Origin of the sequence: Fodinibius saliphilus (assembly GCF_005869845.1) — a bacterium.
Taxonomy (GTDB): Bacteria; Bacteroidota; Rhodothermia; order Balneolales; family Balneolaceae; genus Fodinibius; species Fodinibius saliphilus.
The window spans coordinates 166589-192417 of sequence record NZ_VAWF01000001.1 but is presented as its reverse complement, the minus strand read 5'-3'; the positions used below and the strand labels follow the sequence as shown (position 1 = coordinate 192417).

The 25829-nt window shown below is 41.2% G+C and carries 20 protein-coding genes and 1 riboswitch; of the genes, 12 read left to right on the top strand and 8 right to left on the bottom strand.

What is annotated here, in order from left to right:
* Window positions 1–340: 340 nt before the first annotated feature.
* Window positions 341–1798, bottom strand: coding sequence for an ATP-binding protein (locus FCN14_RS00850; protein ID WP_171032760.1), 1458 nt, complete (start codon window positions 1796–1798; stop codon window positions 341–343).
* Window positions 1773–2495 (bottom strand): response regulator transcription factor, encoded by a 723-nt coding sequence (locus FCN14_RS00845; protein ID WP_138429195.1) that lies wholly within the window; start codon window positions 2493–2495, stop codon window positions 1773–1775. Before FCN14_RS00845 ends, FCN14_RS00850 begins: the two co-directional genes overlap by 26 nt.
* A 317-nt stretch (window positions 2496–2812) precedes the next feature.
* On the opposite strand from FCN14_RS00845, the gene FCN14_RS00840 reads away from it, so the two are divergent.
* The 6 genes from FCN14_RS00840 to FCN14_RS00815 all read left to right on the top strand — a co-directional run bounded on the left by FCN14_RS00840 (window position 2813) and on the right by FCN14_RS00815 (window position 7931).
* Window positions 2813–4591 (top strand): copper resistance system multicopper oxidase, encoded by a 1779-nt coding sequence (locus FCN14_RS00840; RefSeq protein ID WP_138429194.1) that lies wholly within the window; start codon window positions 2813–2815, stop codon window positions 4589–4591.
* Window positions 4592–4648: 57 nt separating this feature from the next.
* Window positions 4649–5395 (top strand): copper resistance protein B, encoded by a 747-nt coding sequence (locus FCN14_RS00835; RefSeq protein ID WP_138429193.1) that lies wholly within the window; start codon window positions 4649–4651, stop codon window positions 5393–5395.
* A gap of 78 nt (window positions 5396–5473) precedes the next feature.
* Window positions 5474–6541 carry a DUF2231 domain-containing protein gene (locus FCN14_RS00830; RefSeq protein ID WP_138429192.1) on the top strand — a complete coding sequence of 356 codons (1068 nt, stop codon included), beginning with the start codon at window positions 5474–5476 and terminating at the stop codon, window positions 6539–6541.
* Between the two features lie 8 nt (window positions 6542–6549).
* Complete coding sequence (locus tag FCN14_RS00825) at window positions 6550–7011, top strand: c-type cytochrome (protein WP_138429191.1); 462 nt, start codon at window positions 6550–6552, stop codon at window positions 7009–7011.
* Window positions 7012–7101: 90 nt separating this feature from the next.
* Complete coding sequence (locus FCN14_RS00820) at window positions 7102–7566, top strand: nuclear transport factor 2 family protein (protein ID WP_138429190.1); 465 nt, start codon at window positions 7102–7104, stop codon at window positions 7564–7566.
* Window positions 7567–7721: 155 nt separating this feature from the next.
* Window positions 7722–7931 (top strand): heavy-metal-associated domain-containing protein, encoded by a 210-nt coding sequence (locus tag FCN14_RS00815; RefSeq protein ID WP_138429189.1) that lies wholly within the window; start codon window positions 7722–7724, stop codon window positions 7929–7931.
* A gap of 372 nt (window positions 7932–8303) precedes the next feature.
* Here FCN14_RS00815 and FCN14_RS00810 read toward each other — a convergent pair whose 3' ends face one another.
* Window positions 8304–10496 (bottom strand): PAS domain-containing sensor histidine kinase, encoded by a 2193-nt coding sequence (locus FCN14_RS00810; RefSeq protein ID WP_138429188.1) that lies wholly within the window; start codon window positions 10494–10496, stop codon window positions 8304–8306.
* 310 nt (window positions 10497–10806) lie between these two features.
* Between FCN14_RS00810 and FCN14_RS15650 the strand changes: the two genes are divergently transcribed.
* The 4 genes from FCN14_RS15650 to FCN14_RS00795 all read left to right on the top strand — a co-directional run bounded on the left by FCN14_RS15650 (window position 10807) and on the right by FCN14_RS00795 (window position 17311).
* On the top strand, window positions 10807–11229 hold the full coding sequence (locus FCN14_RS15650) for a hypothetical protein (RefSeq protein WP_171032759.1): 423 nt from the start codon (window positions 10807–10809) through the stop codon (window positions 11227–11229).
* Between the two features lie 152 nt (window positions 11230–11381).
* Entirely contained in the window at window positions 11382–12665 is a 1284-nt protein-coding gene (locus FCN14_RS00805) for a TolC family protein (RefSeq protein ID WP_138429187.1), read from the top strand.
* Window positions 12666–12700: 35 nt separating this feature from the next.
* On the top strand, window positions 12701–14119 hold the full coding sequence (locus FCN14_RS00800) for an efflux RND transporter periplasmic adaptor subunit (RefSeq protein ID WP_246043071.1): 1419 nt from the start codon (window positions 12701–12703) through the stop codon (window positions 14117–14119).
* 57 nt (window positions 14120–14176) lie between these two features.
* The gene (locus FCN14_RS00795) at window positions 14177–17311 is read left to right on the top strand and encodes an efflux RND transporter permease subunit (protein ID WP_138429186.1); all 3135 of its coding nucleotides are present in this window, start codon (window positions 14177–14179) and stop codon (window positions 17309–17311) included.
* 755 nt (window positions 17312–18066) lie between these two features.
* A riboswitch (TPP riboswitch) is annotated at window positions 18067–18163 on the top strand.
* A 10-nt stretch (window positions 18164–18173) separates the two neighbouring features.
* On the opposite strand, the gene FCN14_RS00790 is transcribed toward FCN14_RS00795, so the two are convergent.
* Window positions 18174–18389: a hypothetical protein gene (locus FCN14_RS00790; RefSeq protein WP_138429185.1), complete on the bottom strand. Its 216-nt coding sequence runs from the start codon at window positions 18387–18389 to the stop codon at window positions 18174–18176.
* Window positions 18390–18737: 348 nt separating this feature from the next.
* On the opposite strand from FCN14_RS00790, the gene FCN14_RS00785 reads away from it, so the two are divergent.
* Entirely contained in the window at window positions 18738–19394 is a 657-nt protein-coding gene (locus FCN14_RS00785) for a dienelactone hydrolase family protein (protein WP_138429184.1), read from the top strand.
* Between the two features lie 139 nt (window positions 19395–19533).
* On the opposite strand, the gene FCN14_RS00780 is transcribed toward FCN14_RS00785, so the two are convergent.
* Entirely contained in the window at window positions 19534–21084 is a 1551-nt protein-coding gene (locus tag FCN14_RS00780) for a M20/M25/M40 family metallo-hydrolase (RefSeq protein WP_138429183.1), read from the bottom strand.
* 179 nt (window positions 21085–21263) lie between these two features.
* Here FCN14_RS00780 and FCN14_RS00775 point away from each other — a divergent pair, with 179 nt between their 5' ends.
* The gene (locus tag FCN14_RS00775; protein WP_138429182.1) at window positions 21264–21758 is read left to right on the top strand and encodes a peptide deformylase; all 495 of its coding nucleotides are present in this window, start codon (window positions 21264–21266) and stop codon (window positions 21756–21758) included.
* Window positions 21759–21945: 187 nt separating this feature from the next.
* Here the strand turns inward: FCN14_RS00775 and FCN14_RS00770 are convergent, their stop codons facing one another.
* The 3 genes from FCN14_RS00770 to FCN14_RS00760 all read right to left on the bottom strand — a co-directional run bounded on the left by FCN14_RS00770 (window position 21946) and on the right by FCN14_RS00760 (window position 25779).
* The gene (locus FCN14_RS00770) at window positions 21946–22758 is read right to left on the bottom strand and encodes a hypothetical protein (RefSeq protein ID WP_138429181.1); all 813 of its coding nucleotides are present in this window, start codon (window positions 22756–22758) and stop codon (window positions 21946–21948) included.
* A 352-nt stretch (window positions 22759–23110) separates the two neighbouring features.
* Window positions 23111–24019, bottom strand: coding sequence for a UbiD family decarboxylase (locus FCN14_RS00765; RefSeq protein ID WP_138429180.1), 909 nt, complete (start codon window positions 24017–24019; stop codon window positions 23111–23113).
* Window positions 24020–24609: 590 nt separating this feature from the next.
* A complete protein-coding gene (locus FCN14_RS00760; protein WP_138429179.1) occupies window positions 24610–25779 on the bottom strand; it encodes a PP2C family protein-serine/threonine phosphatase in 1170 nt (389 codons plus the stop codon).
* Window positions 25780–25829: the final 50 nt, after the last annotated feature.

Sequence of the window (25829 nt, the reverse complement as noted above, 5' to 3'; positions counted from 1 at the left end):
TATAGCAATGAAACTTTTACCGAGAATGTTGTGCTCTAACCTTTAGGCACCAACTTTAATCCTTCAGATATGGGCAATGAGCCGTTCAAAAAAGGAACTACAAAGCCAAAGGAAACCCTTTGTGGGAAGGTCGAATAGTAATTGGACAACCATTCTGTATTACTAGGATTTTTAAGGACAGCATCAACTTAATCTACTGCAAAAAAAGCCTTGAACCAGGCTTTGAGTTCTTATTCGTTGAATAGGCTCGCTATTCGCTTCAAGAGCACCTTAAACCTGACTCTAATTGACTTCTTTTCATCATAATTTTGTATCTCCGGCAGCTTCCCAAAAAGATCTTTTAATTTGTCTCCGAAAGCGGCAATTTAACTACAAATGCACTTCCCTTCTCTATGCCCTTGCTATAGGCACTAATTTCTCCTCCATATAGCTCTACAATTGCTTTGCAAAGGGAAAGACCCAACCCACTACCCTTCTGCTCTTGAACTGCTGCTTCATTTGCACGATAAAAACGTTCAAAAAGATGTTGTTTAGTATCTTCATCAAAACCGATTCCCGTATCTTTTATACGAATCACTGCTTCACCACCTGATCGTTTTACCTGCATATTTATGGTTCCACCCTCTGGGGTATATTTTAACGCATTTTCTAATAGATTATGAATTACTTTCTCAATATAACCTCCATGAGCATTTACAATTAAGCCTGGATCAATCTGTGTTTCCAATGTGATATCCATTCCATCGGCATGGGATTGATAGGCTTGGACTGCGCCCTCCGCAATACGACTTACATTCACCGCTCCATCTTCAACATGTTGTTCCGAATCTATTCTTGAAAGCTGTAACAGCAGATCAACCATCCCACTCATTCGTTTCACCTCATCCAAGACCCGCTCTAACGTCTGTTCATACTCTTGTTGTGATCGGGATTTCCTTAACATAATTTCAGCGTCACTGCGGATAGATGAAAGTGGAGTCATAAGTTCATGGGCTGCATCCGCAGTAAATCGTTTCTCGCGTTCAAACCCCTTCTGTAGGCGATCCAGCATAATGTTAAATGTATCAGCAAGGTCCGTGAGCTCATCTTTCACCTGGTAGTTCACAGGTATACGCTTATCCAAATCTGTTGCAGTAATAGACTTCGCCGTGTTGATAATAGAGCTAACCGGAGATAAAGCACGACGGGAAAGCAAATAGCCACCAATAATCGAAAATATCACACTTAGTGCTATCAAAACGAATAAGTACTTCCTAAACCTGCTGAGCTCTTCATGAAGGGTCCATTCAAATCCCGTAACTTCCAGCCAACCACAAAATGTACCATTGTCGTTTTCTATAGGATAAAATAGTGTTCGGGCTGGCATAGACTGCCATTCAGTACTAACCGAATGCTCTCCAGCTATCTTCGGAATCGAAGTTTTTAGCGGCTCGTTGATCTTAGAAAAGTTAGGGCTGCGATATATTAACTCACCACTTTCATCATACAAGCGTACATAGGTTCCATACTCAATACCACTTTTTAAGGCCTCATTTCTGCTATAACCTGTTATATCCATCGAAAGGGTATCTCCGGTTTCTATAAACGGAAGCAACTGTTCGGCCTCAAAGCGAAGGTGCCGATCGTAGTTATGGTGTATGGAATCATGAAATGAATCATATAAGAAATAGCCGAATACGCTGAGCATTACAAAAAGACTCGCTCCATACCAGAAAGCCAGCCTTTTGGATATTGAAAGACGATTTAAAAAAGAGGATACTTTTCCCACGATCTCATTCTTTGATATTAATGATATCACTATTCAACCGGTAGCCAGCTCCCCGAATTGTCTCAATGACTTTTGGAACTTGTTCAAAGGAGATCTCTTCACACTCCTTAAGAGACTCCGATAATTTCTGTCGTAAAGTAGAAACCGTTGCTTCGATCGTATTATCACTAACATAATATGGAGATCCCCAAACACGCTCGGCAAGTTGTGTTTTTGAAAATACTGTTTCTGGATCTTTAAGTAATAGTTCTAATAATATAAACTCTTTGGGTCGCAGCGACCGTTTAATACCACATACCTTAACCCAGTGTTTACGAGAATCTAGTTCAATGGGGCCCGCTGTAACCTTTCCTGTGACATTTAGATCCCCAGACCGTCTTCCCAAAGCCCTAATCCGTGCTAATAACTCCTCAAATGAAAAGGGTTTGCTCATATAATCGTCCGCACCTGCATCCAGCCCCATAACTTTATAATCCAAATCACCAAGAGCCGTCAACATAAGAACCGGAAAGTTTCGTTCTTCTTTACGCCAATGCTTCAATATCTGTTTACCATCACGGTTGGGAAGACGCCAGTCCAGAATAACGACATCATAATTATTGACCATGCCCTGCAGTTCAGCCTCCTCCCCGTCGTGCATCACTTCCACCACATGCCCCTCTTCCTCAAGACCTCTTTTTACAGAGTTAGCTAACTGTTTTTCATCTTCAACTAATAAAATCCACATGCAAATAGGCTATGAGTATCTTTTTACTTCTTCACTAAAATAAGAGACAATTTCCAAAGATGTTTTAAGCTTCATTTAAGGTTTATCTTTACCTTAAAAAACTATTTAAATATTAAATTATATTCAGAGCTGCATATTTAAGCTAGCTTTAAGGTTCATTTCATATGTTATGATTGATTCACAAATTTATGCATGCAAAACTGATTTAGCTCACTACTTTTGAGAACCGTAGGCACGGACTTCTCTTTTACAACTTGTAATATATTAGTTATAACTATTCGTATCATTACACTGAGTAATTTAAAAAAGAAATTGTCATGAACGACGATTCAAATACTATTAGTCGACGCACTTTTCTACGCTATACTGCTTCGATGGCGGCAATGGCTGGTCTTAGCACTGTATTACCCACTTATGCTTTTGCAAACCTTGAGGACAGAGATATTCTCACTCCCCAAGGTCCCGATAACGTAGTTGACCTAACTATTGGTAAAATGTCGAAGGTTATCGATGGAAAAGAAGGGGAAGCTATTGGCATCAACGGTACCGTACCCGGTCCTATCATTCGTCTAAAAGAAGGGGAAGATGTATTGTTACGAGTGAAAAATGAACTCGATGAAGAGACATCGATACACTGGCATGGTATTATCCTACCCTTCCAGATGGATGGCGTACCCGGAGTAAGTTTCGATGGTATTGCACCCGATTCAACTTTTGAGTACCGCTACCCAGTAAAACAGAATGGTACGTATTGGTATCACAGTCACTCAGGACTTCAAGAACAGCTGGGGCATTACGGGCCACTTATTATTGATCCTGCTGGTGAAGATCCTGTTGAATATGATCGCGATTATCCGATTGTACTCTCTGACTGGACCTTTGAAAACCCTTACAGAGTACTGGCAAATCTTAAGAAATCTGAAGGGTATTATAATTATCAAAAACGAACGCTTGGCGAGTTTTTTAAAGATGCCAAGAAAAAAGGAATGGGAAATGCTCTAAAAGATTATCTTTCATTTGGGAAAATGGGCATGAGCGCTACCGACCTTGCGGATACGACCGGCGCTATGTATACCTACCTGTTGAACGGCCGCGGACCGCAATCAAACTGGAATGCCCTGTTCAAAAAAGGAGAAAAAGTGCGGCTTCGGTTTATCAACGCCTCGGCCGGCTCCATCTTTGATGTTCGTATTCCAGGAGTCAAAATGACTGTGGTACAAGCCGACGGACAAAACATAAAGCCGGTCCCTATTGATGAATTTCGCATCGGTATTGCAGAAACCTATGATGTTATTGTTGAACCCGATGACAATCAAGCATATACCATTTTTGCGGAATCGCTCGACCGCAGCGGTTATGCCCGTGGAACACTTGCACCCAAAGAAGGCATGGAAGCTCCTGTTCCTGAGCTACGTCCCCGCCCTACACGCAGTATGAAAGATATGGGTATGGACATGGATATGGGCGACATGGATATGAAGATGGATAGCGGCCATAACCATATGAATATGGACGGTGGTGCAATGAAAATGAAGATGGATAATCCGAAACCACCAGTCAAACACGGTCCCGATGGACACGGTATTGGCGCCGCTGCTATTGCTCAAAACCAATTCGATAGACTCCATGAGCCCGGCATTGGTCTTGGTAATGACGGAAGGGATGTACTGGTCTATAACGACCTAAAAAGCCTGAATCCCAATATTGATGAACGTGATGCTGAACGAGAAGTAGAGTTACATCTGACCGGAAATATGGAACGTTATATGTGGTCGTTTGACGGCAAACAGTTTCATGAGGTTGAAGGGCCCATCGATTTCAAACATAACGAGCGGCTGCGACTTACTCTTGTTAACGACACTATGATGGAACATCCTATTCATCTACACGGTATGTGGATGGAGCTGGAAAACGGCAACGGACAATACAATCCCCGAAAACATACCCTGCTGGTACAACCTGCTCAGCGAATATCGGCCCTAATTACTCCCCGTGATAAAGGAAGATGGGCATTCCACTGCCATATTCTCTATCACATGGAGATGGGAATGTTCCGTGTTGTTCAAGTAAGCGACGAAAATGGAAGTATCTACTAATACTGGCAGTCAGCAATAGTTTTTAACCCAATTATGAAACCGAGAAGAGTTACTATAATGCGACAACTAAGTAAATTTCTTTCTGCTGTATTTCTAATGATATTGTTTATGAGCAATAATACAGCTGTAGCCCAAAAGGCCCCGGAATTCAGCAATGATCTGCTGATGGATAACAAAACGTATACTTATATCATAGCTGATAAACTTGAATACCAAAGTATGCCGGGCCCTAACCCCGTTATGTGGGAAGTTCAAGGCTATATAGGTAAAGATCTACATAAGTTTTGGTTTAAATCTGACGGAGAAATCGTTACTACCCACGATGAAACCGAACTAGAATTCCAGGGACTGTACAGCAGGGCAATATCGCGCTACTTTGATCTGCAGGCAGGCATACGATATGACCTAATCTATGAAGGCAATGAAAACCTGTCGCGCGGTTTTGCCGTTATTGGTTTTCAAGGCATGGCACCATACTTTTTTGAGGTAGACGGGGGGCTGTTTATTAGCGAGAAAGGTGATATCTCTGCTTCCTTTGAAGCCGAGTACGATCTGCCAATCACTCAACGACTCATCGGGCAACCGCTCATTGAAACATCCGTAGCCTTCCAGGATGTCCCAGAATATGGCATTGGCTCTGGCATTAATGATATTGAGTTAGGCTTTCGATTACGATATGAGATAGAACGGGAATTTGCTCCATATATCGGCGTCAATTGGGAACGTAAGTTCGGAAAAACAGCCGATATGTACAACGACCCTAGCAGCCTAAGCCTGCTAGGCGGTCTGCGTATGTGGTTTTAAACTTTCTAGTTATTATACCCTTGATGAATACGATTTATACCGTGAGGAAAACGCATAAAAATAAAATAACTTAGTATCATGAGCTTAATTCCCGAATGGGCCCCAAATATTCATCCTCTTATTGTTCACCTGCCGATCGGCATCATCCTACTGGCTGTATTAATGAATATTATGAGCTTTTTACTATCCAACGATTGGTGGGATGAAATGAAATCAACAATACTGTATGGTATTGGCATCCTATCTGTAATTGCAGCTTATTATTCTGGTAATATCGCAGCCGACAGTGTTTTTATACCCGCAGATTCACAAACGGTGTTGAACAATCATGCCGACTGGGCTTGGTGGACCATGTGGTTTTTAGGTGCCTACTTGTTTCTGCGTATACTTTTTCACTATCTCAAGCTGATGAATCAAAAGATAATACGGATTATCGCTTTTATTACCGTACTGCCGGGCATCTTTTTTCTCTACAAAACAGGCGATCAAGGGGCAAAAATGGTTTTTGGTTATGGTGTGGGGACAGGACAGCTAATCCAACAGAAAGAATCTGCTTCCGCCTATACAGATAGTCTTAGTAAGGGTAAATCTACTTTCATCCAAAAAGACACTGGAAGCTGGAGCTGGGAAATGGGCTCAAAAGGCGTAAGTACATTGCTTTCTCATTTCCAGTGGCTGGAAGGTACGCCCTCAGACCTTAACCCTTTCATGGTTTCGGACAGTGAGAACTATATGCTGAAGTTAACAAGCGGTGAAAAACCAAACTTTCTTGTAGAAAAAAGTAGCTTTCAAAATGTACAAGTCGATTACTATCTCGACTTATCTGGCTTTGAAGGTTCACTCTCACTCGTTAATCATGTTCAGGATATAGATAATTATGATTATGTTACTTTAAATACAGAGGGTATCATTTCTCAGGGACGAGTCGAGGATGGATCCAAAAAAGTATTTGCCAAAGAACCGTATTCAGCTACAGGTATGCTTTTTATCCGTACAGTGGGCAACGGTACTCACTTTAGAGCCTATATCAATAAAGAGATGGCGGTACATGGACACGGTGATGCTCCTGATCCAGGGAAAATAGGGCTCAAAATTGACGGACAAGGTAGTATCCTTATTGATAAAATGATTGTAACACAGCTTTAACTGATTTTATGCAGAAAATACTTTCTGTCATTGTACTCTTATTCCTAGTTCCCGGCTTTCTCATAATAAGCTGTAACAGTTCAGATAAATCACCCCCCAAAGAGACTGTTGAGGGACGCTGGTTTACCCAAAAACAGTACAAGTTGGGCAAACAGGTATTTACCAATAACTGTGCCCAATGCCACGGAACACGCGGTCAGGGAATTGTTGAAAACTGGAAAAAGCGTAATGCTGACGGTTCCTTTCCTCCTCCCCCGCTGAATGGCTCTGCACATACCTGGCATCATCCTTTCAAAGTTTTAATGCGTACCATTAATCAAGGCGGCAAACCGGTAGGCGGTACCATGCCTGATTTTGGAGATAAACTTAACAGGGAAGAGAAAGTGGCCGTAATTGCCTACTTCCAAAGTCTCTGGGATGATAGAACATACAACCGCTGGGTAAAAATGAATGCCCGTCAATCGAAATAACCAACACTTAATTTAGGAATTGAGGATAAAATTATTGGCTTAAAACTGATCATAAATCTCTAAACTCACAATATTTAATACATAGTCCCTATGAAAATATTAAACACTGTAATACTATTCGTACTTCTTTCCATTAGTACTGCCATTGCTCAAAATGGTGATGAACCCATCGCAAACGTCCAAGAAACCTTTGTCCCGATTTTAGATGATTTTAAATCAGCTATTATTAATAATAATCAGGATGAAGCATCCAGTTTGTTAACAGAAGATGCCCGTATCCTGGAAGGTGGCGGAATTGAAACCAAAGAAGAGTACCTCTCACACCACTTCCATTCCGACGGGAAATTTCTAAGTGCTATGGATGTGAAGGTTATGTCTCGCAAAGTTAACTCAACCGAAAATACCGCTTGGGTATCAACGGTCAGTAGTATAAAGGGTTCTTACAACGACCGGGAAATGGATCTTCGGTCGGCCGAACTTGCCGTTTTGGTCAAAACGGATAGCGGTTGGAAAATTTCGGCTGTCCATTGGTCATCGCGCCAAGCCCGGCAATGATTTAAATTAATCAAACAGAATTTTAAGCTTCCCGTCTCTTAAACCGGGAGCTTTTGACTACATTTGTAAATTCCGGAGGAGATAACACATACTTTTCCTTATTTTGTCATAACAAAAATCAAAAGCTAACATTTTAAGATTTCTACTTTTGCGATATGGAAGAACTAACATTTGAGATCCCTGATTTACACTGCGAAGGATGCGCTAACCGCTCCGCTGAAATTTTAGAAAAACTGGAAGGTGTAGAACAAGCTACTGTATCGATCGACAATAAATCTGCAAAAGTATTTTATAATTCTGATCAAACATCCTTTGATACTTTTAAAGAAGCTCTGGCTAAAGCAGATTATACAGCAGAAAAATAAATATTTACATTGGGAGATATCCCAAGAACCCTTTTTTGATCCCATTCAGGAGAGGGGGCAGTTGGAGCCTATCCCATTTTATATGCATTAGAAGGAGAATGCAAAACCCGTTAGCAAGAGAAAAATAACTGCTCCCAATCCAACATCACTTTACATTCAACTTATTTGCTTGCCTGAATGTGGATATGCCTCCGATAAGGCTGTTTGCCAAAATACCTTCCAGCTTTTCTGGAAATGCCTCAATTGTGATACAGTTTTAAAACTTTAAGACGAGAATTGCTGCGTGCTTTGGTTCTATAGACCCCATCCCTGCCTCAACACAACAAAACAACCAAAATAAACTTTACAAACAAGAGTTCTGTATTATCCTTGTTACTCAATAATATTACTTGAAGATCCTTTCTTTACCTTTCTCTCAAATGTTATTTTATAGGTGGTCCCCATTCCATCACTACTCTGAACCGTTATATCTCCATCCAGTTGCTTAACCAGTTGCTTGACTAATTTATGTCCTAATGAATCTTTTGCCATTTTTTCAAACTGATCCGGAAGGCCAGGACCATTGTCCCTAATTTCAATGGTAATAGTTTCACTTTCCTCTCTAAAAGAAACCGACAGCTTATTTTCACTTTCTTTATCGAAGGCATATTTAAAAGCATTCGTTACCAATTCATTAATAATGAGCGCACAAGGCATAGCTTGGTTAATATTCAAGTATATATCATCATAATCGATATCTAACTCCACACCCTTCTCTACTCCCTGCATACTATCATGAACCGTTTTCACTAACTTGTCAATGTAGTTTTGCAATTGTACCGTTGTAAAGTCATTGGATTCATAAAGCAACTCATGAATTTGGGCCATCGAGTGAATACGATGCTTACTCTGCAACAGAGCTTTATGCACCTCGCTCTGCTCATTCCAGTTCATTGCTTCCAACAGTAACAGGCCCGAAATAACAGCCAAATTATTTTTTACCCGATGATGTACTTCCGACAGTAGAGTCTTTTTCTCTTGCAGAGAGTTTTGCAATTTCTCCTCTGTTTTTCTGAGATCTGTAATGTCAATATAGATCTTAAAAGCACCGATCAATTCCTTATCTATAACTACCGGTACTGCCCCTACAAGTAGATCCTTTTCTTCTCCATCTTTGGTAATACGCTGGGCTTCATAGTATTTGGATGGGTTGTTACCACCAGAAAAGACTGATTCATAGATCTGCTGAATTTCATCATATCGTTCTGCCGGCAAATTATGCTTCAACAAGTCTTCTCCCAAGAGTTCCTGCTCAGAATACCCGAACAAATCTTCAAAACTTTTATTTATTCTTTCTACCTGCCCTTCGGTATTCACCATTACTATTGCTACAGGAGCATCAATAAATAAACTTTCAAGCAGATTATTGCTAAGGGTCAGCTTTTTCTGGGTTCTTTTTTTATCAGTTAAGTCACGTACAATAGCCTGTACATAATCATTATCATCTAGTTCTATAGTATTAAGGCTTACCTGTACTGTGATTTCGTGCTCTTCCTCACCATTTTTTCGAAGGTGTACCCATTCAAAAACCTGCGGTGAACCTTTTCTTACCTGCTTAAATCGTTTCTTTGCCTTTTCTTCTGACAATGACCCATCAGGTTGGTATTCAGGCGAAAAGTCGAACGGTGTGTTGCCGATAATATCTTGTTTATCCCTGCCAAATATTTCAGTAGCCCGTTGATTACAATCGATGAACGTATTTCCATCCAACAAAACAATTCCATCATTGGCATCTTCAAATAAACGGTGATATTTCATTTCCCGCTTCAATAACTCACGCTCATACTCTTTTCTGACACTGATATTTTCAATAAACGCCAACACTGATTTCAAATCATTTTCTTTATTCCGTAACGCGGAAGCATGTACTAGTACTTCCATTATTTCTCCATTTTTAAGTCGGATCTTGGTTTCAAAACGATCTTTATTTTTTTCCCCTTTTGAAAGAGCAAGCATCCGTTTCTTTATTTTATCGACTTCATCACCTTCAAAAAGCGGGATATCAAATGTGGATGTACCCAATACTTCCTCTTTGGTATAACCGGTTTTTTCTTCTGCCCTTTTAGACCATTCAATAACCCTGAAATTACGATCGTATTTAACCATTGCCAACGGGTTATTTTCGATATGATATTGCTGTTCGCGGTATGCCTCATCAACTTCTTTCTTGAGTCTAACGGTTTCGGTGATATCATGAATATGAACGATATAAGCATTACGACCCTTTACAGAAAACTCCTGAACAGCAAGCTGCACATACAACATTTTACCATCTTTAGTACGGTGACGGAAGGTCCCGATATCAAGCATATCGAATTTGTTATCCAGCTCATCCAGCTTTTCACGTAGTTTTGGGATGCCTTTGGGAGGTCTTATATCCTCAATTGTCAACTGGATAAACTCTTCTTCTGAAAAACCATATTTCTTAACAGCACTTTCATTCACTGCTAAAATTTCTAGTGTATCAGTGTCAAAAACGAGCATAGGGTTGGGATTCTGCTCAAATAATAATGATGGTAATTCCATATAATTCTTTTAAGTGAATAATCAATATTCATTTAGCCTATTATCTGCAAAACCTTTCTTTTTCTACCCCCCCTTTTAATAGTGAACTAAATAATTAGCCGATTCTATATCATGTCATATACTATTAAAACTGATATGTAATATTGTAAGTTCCTATATTGTAAATACGAATCTCTTATAACTCTTCACATTACACCAATTACATTTTATATACCCGATAGTAATTCTTTTAAGCTTCATTTAAGGTTAATCTTGTATCTTAGAAGAGAATAAAACAAAAAACTTTTTGTAGTAGTATGTTTTACCAGCTTTGAAAACTAAGAAACACACATATCGCCTATTCTCGGCAATACTACTGATTGCCTTTGTAACAAATATCTTACTGCCCATAACTGTAGAATCAGCAAAGGTAATATGTGACAGCATGGCCTTTGATTCCCCAACAACAACTGCTGTTACATATGATAACTGCTGCAGTGGTAAAAATTCTATAAGGAATGTCTCCGAAACAACTTGCTCCTTCGATCAGCTCTGTAATCATGTGTTTGTAAATGGCCTTACTGAGACGGCAATTGTCCATTCACAAAGCCACCAGTTACCGTCAGTAGCTATTTATACCCTGCCCAAAGGGCTTGTTCTTGCTATTTCAAAAATTAATATTCCCAAATTTATTTCATCAGTACCATCTGTTCTAAGGAGTATCTATCTCCTGAATGGTACGTTTATCATTTGATTCCTTTCTCCCTTTTTTCATGGCAATTAGATGCCATTCTATGCCAATTTATTAGGCCAGAATTTAAGATTAATGGACTAACACTATGCTTCTTAGAGACTGAGGCATAAACAGTAACAGACCAACTTTTCTAAATAATACCCCTATATACAATGAAAACGAAGCACTTATTTGAGATTATTACATTATCTCTGTTTCTATTCACATTGATGCCTGTTTCCGGTTCAGCTCAAGTCGCCAATTCAACACTTAACCTTGATGAATTAATACAGAAAGTATTAGCTCGAAATCCGCAGTTACAATACTCTTATGAGGATTGGAAAGCCAGTAATACGCGTATATCTCAACAAAAGGCACTCCCTGACCCTACCCTAGGCTTGAACATGATGAATCTGCCGATTAATAGTTTTGCCCTGGATCAAGAACCCATGACCGGTAAACAGCTTAGTCTCATGCAGGCTTTCCCCTTTCCGGGAATACTTAACCTAAAGGGAAAAATTGCTGAAAGTGACTCGAAGATCAACAGATACCGACACCGAGAACTGAAAAACCAGCTCATAAAACAGACAAAGCAGGCTTACTACGATCTTTATTACATAGATCAGGCTTTGAGAACAGTAACTGAAAACCAAGAGCTGCTCCGGAAATTTGTGGAGATCGCCGAAACCCGTTACGGTGTCGGTAAAGGATTGCAACAGGATGTACTTCGTGCCCAAGTGACCCTCTCCAAGATGCTTGACCGCGAGCTTAAGCTCCAACAAAAAAGGACAGCGACGCAAGCTAAAATTAATATACTTATCAATATCCCGGCTGATGCCCCTCTCGGTATACCAACAGCTCCTCCGATGAGTACTTTATCTACAACACTGAGAGAACTCACACAAAGGGCAGACAGCACTAACCCAATGTTGGCCGCTTGGGAAACAACAGTAGAAAAAAGCGATCAGCAAATTGATTTAGCACACAAAAACCGGTACCCCGATTTTTCGGTAGGTATCGCTTATACACAGCGCGATGACTTACAAAGCGGCATGAAAGGCTATGATTTTGTCTCAGCGATGGTCAATCTAAAACTCCCTCTCTTTCACAAAAAGAAACAAGCCCAAAAAGTGCAGGAGAAGCGGATCACAAAATCTGCAATCGAATATCGCTATCAAAATATAACCAATACAGTTGAACAAAAGCTTCAGCAATCGTTATCGAATCTTAACAAAAGTAGACGTCTGATTGAGCTCTATAAAACAGGCATTATCCCCCAGGCGGAAGAGTCACTAGAATCCTCGTTAGCCGGCTATCAAAACAATAAAGTAGACTTTCTTTCACTCCTTGACAGCGAGCTTACCCTTTTCCAGTACCAACTGGACTATCACCGATTTCTGGCCGACTACCACAAAACGGTAGCCGAACTCGAAGCTCTTATCGGTACTGGCTTATAACATTTTTCAATATCAAACATCCAAGGAACTTGATCATGAATACGAAATACTTACTTATCTCCCTGACCCTTATTGTTTCCTTTTCCCTTGGAGGATATTGGCTTGGAATACAAACCAAAAACCCTTCTAAACAGGCAACAATCAGTAGCGAGCAGATGGAACATAAAGATACACAGGCACCCTCAGAAGAAAGTAAAACCAACAAAAAAGATCGTGAAGTTCTGTACTGGCAGGCCCCGATGAATCCGAGTGAAATCTATGACAAGCCCGGCAAGTCAAAAATGGGAATGGATCTGGTACCGGTATACGCCGACGAGGCTAACAGTGCTGAAGGAGTAGTCAAAATAAATCCCACTGTGGTTCAAAATATGAATGTGCGTACTGCTATGGTACAACAAAAAGAGTTATCCACTACCGTAAGCACGGTAGGAAAGGTCGATTATGACGAACAAAAGCTCTATAACGTAAATCCAAAAATATCAGGATGGGTAGAACAGCTGCATGTAGATTACACCGGCAAAATGGTGCAGCGTGGCCAGCCACTCTACAGCATCTATTCCCCTGAGTTAGTCACCACACAACACGAGTATCTGCTGGCGTTGAAGGCCCGCGAAAAAGTAGCCTCCAGCAGTTTTGAATCAATTCGTAAAGGCGGCAATAGTTTGCTTGAGGCCACCCGACAACGGCTAAAATATTGGGATATCCCCGATTCTGAAATTGCCGACCTGGAAAAGACCGGTAAAATAAAAAAAACGATTACCCTTGAAGCCCCGGCTTCAGGTATAGTGCTTCACAAAAATGCAGTAGAAGGGGAATATATAAAAGCAGGAACCCCTGCTTTTAAAATTGCTGACCTCTCAACCGTCTGGGTAAAAGCAAGTGTATATGACTATGAAATACCCTGGGTTAAAGAAGGTCAGAAAGCCCGCATGCAATTGTCTTATCAACCGGGGAAAACCTACCGAGGTACCGTATCATATATTTATCCCACCCTCAAGGAAAAGACGCGTACGGTACAACTCCGGCTCGAATTCCCAAATCCAAACCTTGAGTTAAAGCCTGGAATGTTTGCCAATATCCAAATCCAAACGCGTCCCAAAAAAGATGTTACGGTGGTACCGAACAGTGCAATCATACGCACGGGAAAAAGGAATATCGTCTTTGTAGCTAAAGGAGACGGAGCGTTCGCCCCACGCGAAGTAACGCTGGGCATGGAAGGCGGCAAACACAATAATGAAATTGAAATACTTTCGGGCCTTACCCCTGATGAAGAAATCGTTACCTCAGCTCAATTCCTGTTTGATAGCGAAAGCCGACTCCAGGAAGCAATCCAAAAAATGCTCGACCAACAGGCAGATACATCTGCTGAAACAAAGATGGATATGAGTGGTGGGGATATGAATCAAAATAAGGTGCGTACAGACTCAACGGACCACCCAGAAATGAATATGTAACAGATCTTTTGAAGATAAGACAGCCGAACTTTTAACAGTTTTTAGAATTTCAATATCATGCTACAAAAAATAATTGAACTTTCCGTTAATAATCGCATTATGGTGCTTATCACCAGCGTATTGATACTGGCCGGCGGTACCTACGTAATGTACCAAACACCGGTGGATGCGATTCCCGATCTCAGTGATGTGCAGGTCATCGTATTTACGAAGTACCCGGGCCAGGCACCACAGGTCGTAGAAGATCAGGTTACCTATCCTCTGACCACTACCATGATGTCGGTTCCCAAATCAAAGGTAGTTCGCGGTTATTCCTTCTTCGGACTCTCTTTTATCTATATCATCTTTGAGGATAATACCGACATATACTGGGCCCGCAGTCGGGTGCTCGAATACCTAAATACCGCCGGAAACAATCTCCCGGAAGGCGTCACGCCTACCCTGGGACCGGATGCCACCGGGGTTGGCTGGGTCTATGAATACGTTTTAGACGGTGGAGACAAGCATAATCTGCAGGAACTGCGATCCATACAAGATTGGTTCTTAAAATACGAGCTGTTAAGTGTGGATGGAGTAGCCGAGGTAGCCAGTGTTGGCGGACACGTCAAACAGTACCAGGTAGATGTAGACCCCGATAAACTGCTGGCCTATAATATGCCGCTGTCAAAAGTTAAAAGAGCCATTAAACGTAGTAATAATGATGTAGGCGGACGACTGGTAGAGATGAGTGAAACGGAGTTTATGGTCCGGGGAAAAGGATATATCAAAACTGTAGCCGATGTTGAGAACGTGCCCATAGGAAGTGATGCTAATGGTACGCCCATCCTGATAAAAAATGTAGCGGATGTACACTTGGGCCCGGACCTGCGCAGAGGTGTAGTAGATTGGAATGGGAAAGGAGAGACTATTGGTGGGGTGGTGGTTATGCGTTATGGCGAAAATGCCCTGGAGACCATTAACAAAGTCAAAAAGAAGCTAAAAGAACTGGAAAGCGGACTCCCCGAGGGTGTAACCATTAAAACAGCCTATGATCGATCCAGCCTGATCAGTCGTGCTATTAGCTTTCTGAAGCATAAACTTATAGAGGAAAGCATTGTAGTGGCACTGATCGTTATGATCTTTCTGCTCCACTTTCGAAGCGCTCTCGTTGCTATTGTGAGCCTGCCCATCGGAATTTTAATAGCCTTCCTAGTGATGTATTTCCAGGGAATTAACGCCAATATTATGTCGCTCAGTGGAATTGCCATAGCTATTGGAGCGATGGTAGATGCCGCCATTGTGATGGTCGAAAATGCGCATAAACATCTTGAAAGAGATAAAAACAAAAAAGACCATTGGCGTATTATTGTCGATGCTTCCAAAGAAGTAGGCCCAGCCCTCTTTTTCTCCCTGCTTATTATTACTGTTTCCTTCCTACCCATTTTTGCCCTACAGGGACAGGAAGGGCGCCTCTTTAAGCCCCTGGCCTTCACCAAAACTTATGCCATGGCAGCCGCTGCCCTGTTATCAATTACCCTGGTGCCTGTTCTCATGGGCTTTCTTATTCGCGGACATATCAAGCCGGAGCACAAAAATCCGGTTAACCGCTTTTTAATTTGGATCTACCGCCCGGTCATCAACTTTGTATTGCGCTTTAAATGGAGCACCATTATCGCTTCGCTTGTGATATTGATTATTTCTATTATCCCACTGAAACAGCTGGGCTCCGAATTTATGCCCTCCATCAATGAAGGAGACCTTCTCTATATGCCCACCACCGATCCTGGCATCAGCATCACAAAAGCCCGAGAGCTGCTGCAACAGACCGATAAAATCATTGCCAGCTTTCCCGAAGTAGAAACTGTATTCGGCAAATCGGGACGCGCTCAAACCTCGACTGATCCAGCACCGCTTTCGATGTTTGAAACTATTATTCAGCTCAAGCCCAAAGATCAGTGGCGTGATGGTATGACGATGGAAAAGCTAAAGCAAGAGATGAATAATGCCATACAGATTCCGGGTCTCACTAATGCCTGGACTATGCCGATTAAAACGCGTATTGATATGCTTTCTACTGGTATTAAAACACCCATCGGCATAAAAGTTACGGGGCCAAACCTAGACGAACTTTCCAAGTTAAGCCAAGATATCGCTTCTATAACCCGCGGCGTAGATGGCACCTTAAGTGTCTTCGCAGACAAAACAACTGGCGGTAACTACCTGGATTTTGATATCAACCGCAAAGAGGCTGCCCGTTATGGACTAACTACCGGCGATGTTCAGGATGTCATTCAATCGGCTATTGGTGGGATGAATGTTACACAAACTGTGGAGGGCTTAGAACGGTACCCAGTCAATGTACGCTACGCACGCGAGCAGCGTGAAAATATTTCTGACCTAAAACGCGTGTTGATCCCCACTCCCTCAGGCGCACAAATTCCACTCTCATATGTCGCAGATCTTAGCATTAATAAAGGCGCGCCGGTTATCAAAACTGAGAATGCCCGCTATTCGAGCTGGATCTATGTAGATCTTACCACCTCTGATATTGGCTCCTATGTCAACCGCGCACGCCAAACTGTTGCAGAAGAGATTGACCTTCCTGCAGGATACAGCCTAAACTGGAGCGGTCAGTATGAATATATGGAACGGGCTAAAAAACGCCTGCAGATAGTGGTACCCATTACCCTGCTAATTATCTTTTTACTGCTCTACTTCAACTTTAAAAACCTGCAGCAAAGCCTTATCGTAATCCTTACGCTGCCCTTTTCACTGGCAGGCTCATTTTGGCTGCTGTACCTGTTGGGCTATAACCTGAGTGTAGCTGTTGGTGTTGGAGCCATCGCACTGGCTGGCGTGGCCGCTGAAATCGGCGTTATAATGCTCACCTACCTAGATAACGCCTATAACGAGCGAAAATATCATGATAAGATGAATTCTTTGGATGATCTAAAGAAAGCCATCATGGCAGGTTCTGCTCAACGAATACGTCCCATTTTTATGACGGTTTGCGCTATTATAGCCGGTCTGCTACCCATTATGTGGGGTACCGGAACCGGGGCTACCGTAATGAAACGTATTGCAGCCCCAATGGTAGGCGGAATGATATCTGCGACCCTGCTCAGCCTGGTAGTTCTGCCCGTTGTTTACTATCTCTGGAAAAGTCGTGAAGTGAAAGAATTGGCAAAGGCAACCAGAAAGAACAGTAATTAATTACTCATGCTAAAATATTTCAGGTTTCCAATACCTGATAAGGCTAATTAAAAGGTAACTCTTATGAATGAATTTTAGGTATTTACTCGCAACCCAAAAGCAAAAAAGTTGTTAATGGTCAAAAAAAGAATTCTGCTGTATGACACTTATAGATGTAAGAGCAATTAGTCCCTGATCCCAGCTATCTCAGGCATCTCTGAACGGTTTTCGGACTTGGCGATATTAGTAGGAGCGTGTAGTGAAAAAGTTACGGACGAAGTCGTTAAAATAATCCATCCCTATGCTCGAGGCGCTAAATCCGGGAATGAAATTATCTAGGTGTCTCCAGTATTTCAATCTGTCCATATTCGAAGTGATGAGATCAAAATCATTTTTAACAAAGCAGGAGAAAAAAAGATTGATCTATAAAATGAATCCAATAACCTCCAATTTAATTGAAAAAAATGTATTCTAGAACGTTACAATTACTACTACATCCAATCCAGGGGTAAACTTCAGTATCTGTAGGTGGAAACGTTACATTTTGCTTGGTAAGCCACACTACAAATAGATCGATACGCTATACTTATATTACTACTAAATCTAAAACCTGTTGACATAATGATATTTGCACAGCTTGTGGTAGTACTACGGTACTTCTATTAGCAAGTCTAAATTAGTGACCGTGGACTTCTCCTTGTGATTTCTCAACCAGGATAATCAAGGAGTGTGCAACGGTCTTTTTTGCCGGCATCTGAAAAGTTACGGCAATCGAAGCCAGCAGTTGAGGGTGTCTTGCATTGTAAGACTGAGATTATACCTCCATAACTTGAACCGGCTGAAGCCGGCACAAGGAAACTGCTGGCTTTTTTTATATCCCCTTTCAATCTACACTCATAATATTACTTCGTTTTTTTCCAATACTACAGCAGGTAGAACACGGGTTTACTTCATCATACAATACTCTTGCTTTTTTTAATGCTTCCAAAGCACTATCAAATTCTCCTAGTTTAACCATTCCTTTTCTGATGGGTAACCATACACAGTTAGATTGGTGAAGTTCATGCACGCCATATTTTTTTATGTAATAAGAACTCATTTTATCGCCCTCCCTTTTATTCCTCTTTCATTATTTATGGAATATAATACAAAGTGATATGTGAGAAATGCTAGAAACCCATAAAATAAATGTAGGGGTTTTCACCATATTGTTATGTGGCTGTCTTTCTATACCTGCAAGAAATAACTCAGCAAATTCAACTTATCAAGAAGTGTTAATATTATAGACCTATCTAAGTGAGTGTGTAGCTTAATTTATTACATTTTCCCGACTTTATTCGATTTTCATCAAATTTTCCCTACATGTATTTTATCGAAATACCTACAGCAAATGAATATTTAGGACCTAATTTGTATTTCATGTACAAATCAAAAAGAGAGGTTATATATGTACCAAATCAGTGTTCAACTCCCATTTAATGGATTTCATGTAAAAGGAAAAATAACTCTTCCGGTACAAGCAAACAGCCTGATTATTTTTTCGCATGGTTATGGTTTATCCAAACTGATGGTACACGAACATAGGCTTGCTCTTGAATTTCAGCAAGCTGGATTTGGCACCCTGGTATTAGATCTTCTTGATGAGCATGATGAACTGCCGATAAAATATAAAGACATTGATTTATTGAGCAAGGGATTAGTCACTTCAACGAACTGGCTGAGTAGCCACTCTGAATACAGATCACTTAACTTAGCTTATTTTGGCAGCGGTACAGGTTCTGCCGCAGCCGTAAATGCAGCATCAGAACTGGGGTCAATAATAAAAACAATTGTCTCGCTAAGTGGTCGTCTAAACCTCTGTAGTAAAAACCTGGTAAAGATAAAATGTCCGGTCCTGTTACTTACCGGTGAAATGGACTTTAAAACGGTAAACATCAATCAAAATGCTATTAAGTACCTTAAACCAAACAAACAACTAGCAATTGTGCCCGGAGCTTCTCATATGTTTGAGGAAGCTGATAAGCTAAATGAAGCAGCAAACATTACCCTGTCTTGGTTCAAAAAACATTTGTCTTGGGATAAGTCCAAAGCATCTACATTTTAGCTAAGAAATATTTACAGACTTTGCCATTCCGAACTACTCAACTGAACGAATAAGCAAAATAATTCCCAACAAATTAAAAGAAACTCCTGAAAGAACAGGTCCCGAAACAACAAATGGGAAACTGCCTCAGATCCCACCTTTATTTCATTGTCAAAATGGAAGAATAGGTTTCAATGCCATACCAAATATTTCCGATTCTAATATTTTCATCCGGTGCATGCTGATTATTGTCATGATTCGCAATAGGCACAATAACTAGCGGCTGATTTAGAATTTCTGTGAAATGATACAATGGTAATGTACCGCCGTAAGTCGGATATAGAATCACCTCATCATCAGAAGCATCTGCTACAGCTCCAACGATCTGTTTTGCCATGGGATTGTCAACAGATGTACGGGTAGCACGGTAGCCTTTCTCTCGTGTTACTTTAGCAATCTTTTTATTGTTTAAGCGGGTTGCCATACTAGGATCCTCCCGAACAATATGATATCCCTGCTCACGGATATGGGCTTCAACAAGCTCCTGCATCGCTTCCGGGTTATTACCTTTAGCCAACCGTATTCCTAAACTGGCAGTCGCTTTCTTTGGTATCACATTGCGTGCTTTTTTACCCACATTCCCTGTCTTTATTCCCTTGATAGTCAGTGTCGGATACATATATCGTTCAATTAACGGTTGTCCATCAAATTCACTCCAGGTAATCCCCAGATCTTTGCGGATCTGATCATTATAGTCGGGAAGCGTTGCAAAAGCTTCGCGATCAGCTTCTGTAATAGGTGCCGTACTCTCGTAAAAACCGTCAATTAACACCTGTCCTGATTCTTTTTTCATACTGGATAAGAGTTCAGCCATCATCTGTCCTGCTACGGGAGCCCATCCACCATAATGCCCACTGTGCAGCGGCCTCCTGGGACCATAGACCGTTACTTCCAGCCCCGTTATTCCCCGCACTCCAAAAACCACCTGCGGGCGCCCGCTTTGATGCTTGGGCCCATCCAAAAATACCCAAAGATCTCCATCCTTAAATTTACTTTTGTATCGTTCAAGATACTGTCGAATATGCGGGGATCCTGCTTCTTCCTCCCCGTCAAAGAAAAATTTTATATTCGATGTGAGTGCAATATCCGAGGCTTCTAACGCATCCAGGGTCGCCAGTAGCGTGGGAACTGGGGCTTTATCATCAGATGCTGAACGCGCATAAATTCTCCACTCTGGATCTACCTGTTGGTTTAGCTGTGGGAATGCTATCGGCTTCCCCCCATCTTCCATTGACTTTGAATATAGCTTGGGCGACCATGGATTATGAGACCAGTTTGTCGGATCTACGGGCTGCCCGTCATAATGCACATATAAAACAAGCGTTCGCTCTGCATTGGGCACTGTTATCTCTCCATAAACCACCGGTGGTACATCCTTGCGGTCCGGCAGTTCCAATAACTCCATTTTAGCCCCGCGCTTCTCAAACTCGTCAACCAGATATTGAGCGTTACGTCGTATATTGGAAATGTCGGAGGCTACATTCGGTATCTTTAGATACTCCTTATAGTGATTAATGATATCAGCCCCATTACCTTGGTAATAATATCTTGCTGCTTCAACAGCCTCTGATTGGGCCATAACTGATTGAGTAGAAATAACGGAAAACAGTATTGCTCCCCCTATTGCAATAACTCTATATATTTTCTCCATAATCCTGATCTTAAAAATTAAAAGCCTATAACCCTATGTTTAGATGATCCATCTTACTATTTTCTGAAAACTATTTTAACAGTTTTTACTTTAAAAAATAAATGTTTCTTGCTAAGAAGAATAAGGTGTTGAATCTTTAGTTTAACTGGAACATAAAATTTCACGTTGACGCAAATACTATGGCTGTAAGAGAAATATTGCAATTGGGTAATCCTAAACTGTGGGAAACATGTGAAAAGGTAACTAAAGATGAACTTGAATCTCTGGTGCCGGTTGTCGAAGACCTACACGATACTATGATGGGTTTTCGAGAAAAGTATAACGCCGGTCGCGCTATTGCCGCTCCACAGATTGGAGTGATGAAGCGTCTGGTATATATGCATATCGATGAGCCTACGGTATTTATAAATCCAGTACTGGTTAACAAAAGTGAAAAGATGATGGAGTTGTGGGACGATTGCATGAGTTTTCCCAACCTGCTGGTCAAAGTAAAACGGCACTTCTCTTGTCGTATCAACTACCGTGACATGGATTGGAATAAGCACAGTCAAAAATTACAGGGAGATCTTTCTGAACTGCTCCAACATGAATGTGACCACCTTGATGGAGTACTTGCCGTACAGCGGGCTATTGATGATACTTCCTTTTCGCTTCGAAGTCAGGTGCAGGAATAGGAATGATAACTATATCTCCTCATCCCATAGTGTACTTTTTATTTATTTCATAAACGCTGATTTACAACTTATAGCAGGCAACTAAGATCATCTATCCCCCTTTTCCCGATTATCCCCGATACATCCATCTAATAAGAAAAGCCTGGAGCTAAGCCCGGGCTTTATATCAAGTGGCTATAATTACAAACTAATCGTCATCGAAATTACCGTCATCTACTTCAACCTCTTCTACACCGTTTTCAAACTCTGCTTCGAACTCCAGCAATTGCTGGTTTTCATCCCAATCGTACTGGCTGGAGCCATCGGATTGTTCAACCCATTTTGTCGGGTTAATCCGTACGGAAACCACTTGTTGTATATTATCCTCGGTAACTTCAAGCGGTAGATTAAACTCTCGCTCGATCTCAATCTCCGCTTTAGCAAAGACCTTAAAAGATTGTGTATCGCCGTCGGTAGCAGTAAAAGTTCCTACTATCACCATACTGGCTTCATTTGGCCAATCCGTAAATTCTGAGCGGATGGAGTCGACCAATGCCAGATATTCTTCATTTTCCCCCTCTTTCTCACCAAAGTCTAAATCCTCGACTTCAAACTCCAGCTCTTCATACAAGCCGGATTGAATCTGGTTGTTGGTCAACCCCAGGTTTTCTTCCCCGAGCGGGAGATCAACGAAAAAAGGTTCAGATTCGAATTCTTCAAGCTCAGTAGAATCATCGTCGGCATCGGATGGATCCAGCTCAAATTCTGCAACTATAAATCGAATGTCCTGAACCTGCAGCTTGCCACTCGTTCCCTCTATAAGCAACAAATCATGAGAAGAGGAAGTAGTATTACCCGAAGAAACAGCCTTGCCAGTGGTACTCCCAGAAACGGTTTTAAATTGTATTGCGACCTCTCCTTCTCCGGAAACAGAATTGGCATTCGTGGTATCACAGCCGGCAAGTACACTTATTAGAAATAACAGCGCTATAAAAGGGGAAAGAACCTTATGAAACTTCAAAACAGTAGATGATTGTCGAATATTAGAAATTAACCTGTATTGATTTCGCCGTATGACAACTCAATTCAGTGCTAGTTACAGGATTACTACCCACAGAGGGAGTTAGATGTTCCCCACTTAGTTTCTTACCTCCATTATCCATATTGTTAATACAAGACGGGCCGTATTATTACCGTATTTATTACCACAATATGGAATGGAACAAACAGGCAGGATTATGAAAGATGTCCTATCAGTGCGCCTGTAAATGTATCTCTCTGCTCTCTTTAGCTTTGATTTATACTGTAATTATAGATCGCCTAAAAATAACCCTGGACCTTTAAAAGTCCAGGGGGAAGAAGTGCCGCGATAGCTATTTGATTGTAAACTCCTTGACCATGTCTCGGTTACCATACATCTCTGATATCCATGCATACGTTCCGGGAGTCAACTCTACTGTCATATATCCGGTTTTTCCGGCCGCCATGTGTTCTACGCCCCCCAATGAGTAGGCGGGACCTGGGGCAGTGAACTGGTCTAACTCCATCCAATTCATCCACTTCACAATATCATCTACCGAAGTAGTATCATTCATTCGGAACAAGTTAATGTCATGCATCATAAAACCTTCAGGAGTATCCTCTGCACTCACAGCAATAGTGTTTGTTCCTTTTTTCAGCTCTCCACTCGTAGAAATATCGTAGTTTGTAAGTGTCATCTCATAGTTCGGTTTTGGAGGTTCCATGCCAGTGGAATCTTCGGAAGCAATCATCATCTTATACATGCCCATGGACGTGTGCCAGGTTCCATCAGGCATTTTCACATAGCATTCCATAATGTACTTTCCGGGATCCAGTTTCACAGTCGACTGAGCTGTTTCGCCAGGCTCTGTAAGTGCTACTCCTCCAGATGGAACAACTTCTGTAAAAAACCAAGGCGCTACTTCCTCACCCAGCATCTCCACAGTTTCCTGCTGGTTGATTTCGCCTGCAACATATTGATCCCACACCCTTTCAAAAGCAAGGGGAACCCCTTCCTCATACTCTGCTAAGGTTATTTCAGAGGGGATTTTATATAGGTACATGAAGTGTTCCTGCTTACCTTCGTTACTCAACTCAAATGTATTCCAACCAGACTTAATGGTATCGGGTGCCTCGAAACGAAAGTCAAGAGCTGTAACTTCCACAATCTCCGGCTTTTCTTTAGGCTCCTCTTCTGAACTACAGGCCAACAGCCCCACGGTAAGTACTGCACATAAACCTATTGCAAATATACGTTTCATAGTATTTGGTTTTTGATATTAATATTTTCAGTAAGTATGCATGGTTTTAAGGGTTTGTAGGAAAGGAGATGTATAGCACCCATTTTCTTTTTGATTGGGATATTATCTTGGATCTATATTTTACCATACCCTCCTAATACTCTCCTTTTAGTTTTTATTGTTTCCCGGTATCAGCTAAAAGTTTTTTGATAGTCCTGATCAAATATAACCTACATCTCTCAGTTTTATACCAAACTCTTAATGCTTCCTCTGATCCGATTTTTTTCAATCCCTTATAGAAATTATTATAACCATGAATAATTTGAGTTACAAATTAAACACCCCAATAGTCACATGAAATCTTAAAAATAGATATGGTAAACCCAAGTTAAGGTTCGATCTTCAGGAGCATATCTTTTTTATTGAATTGGTCTATACAAGCTATATCTCACCAAAACAAAAGAGACTGATGGGTTCCTGTAATAAAACACCTAGTGGCCAACTTGCCCGGCATGATCTCCCGCCAAACCTCCCTGGACGGTTTTGAAATCGAGGCTCTCATACTAAATAATAATTGTAGTTTATTTATTTTCAGTATATAACATATACATTCATGTCCCACAATATTCCATCACCAACTGAGTGATATCATCGCCCTGATGTGCCTTATTGATAAACTTGAATACATCCACTATAAGACATCGCAACAGCATTTCATCAGAAAGCGTGTGATTCGAGGTAACATAATGCATCAACCGGTCTTCCCCATAGAACTCCTCCCGCTCGTTCATCGCCTCTGTAAGTCCGTCGGTATAAAGCAAAAGTTTATCACCGGCCTCAAGTTGTATTTCTTTTGACTGAAAATTAACATAATCAATCTTGCCAAGCAGAAGCCCGTCAGTATTTTCAAGGTTTACCACCGTACCGTTTTTCTTTATCCAAAGCGGTAGATTGTGCCCACCGTTGCAGTAGGAAACTACGCCAGTTCGAACATTCAGAATACCATAAAATACCGTTACAAAAGTCGTGAGATCACTTTCGGGAATCAGCATACGATTCACAATTGACAGGCACTCCGCTGGATCCCCGGCTTGTGTTGCAATCGCTTTCAACATAGTCCGCGAAACGGCCATATAAATCGCAGCCGGCATTCCTTTTCCTGAAACGTCACCAATTAAAAAAGCCAGATGGTTATCGTCAAGCAGGAAATAGTCATAAAAATCTCCCCCTACTTCTTTGGCGCTGTGCATTTCAGCATACACACTAAATTCGTTTCTTTCCGGATAAGCCGGGAAATTATTAGGAAGAATATTCTGCTGTATGCGCGATGCCATATCCAGATCCTGCCGCATAGTGTGCAGGTACTGCTTCTGTTTTCTTGTTTCCATTTCGTGACCTATCTCTTCCAAGCAGCGCCTGATCGTACGATCAAGATCTTTAAAATCGATAGGTTTCGTTATAAAATCGAAAGCCCCGAGATTCATCGCCTTGCGGATATTTTTCATATCACCGTAAGCAGAAACGATAATGGTTTTAAGTGCATCGCTTTTGTTTTCCTGAAGCTTTTGCAGTAGCGTCAACCCATCCATTTCTGGCATATTAATATCAGAAAGAACGAGAGAAATACCCTTTTCTTTATTTAATAATTGTAAAGCTTCCACACCATTACCTGCAAAATGAAATTCGTAGTCATTGTTATAGATGTGGCTCCTAAATTTTTGGAGGATGAGCATCTGCAGATCAGGCTCATCATCCACAACCATTATTTTATGCGTTCTCATAACTGAACCTTTTTTTGAATATGTTGAAATAACTCCTTCTGGTCCCTGTA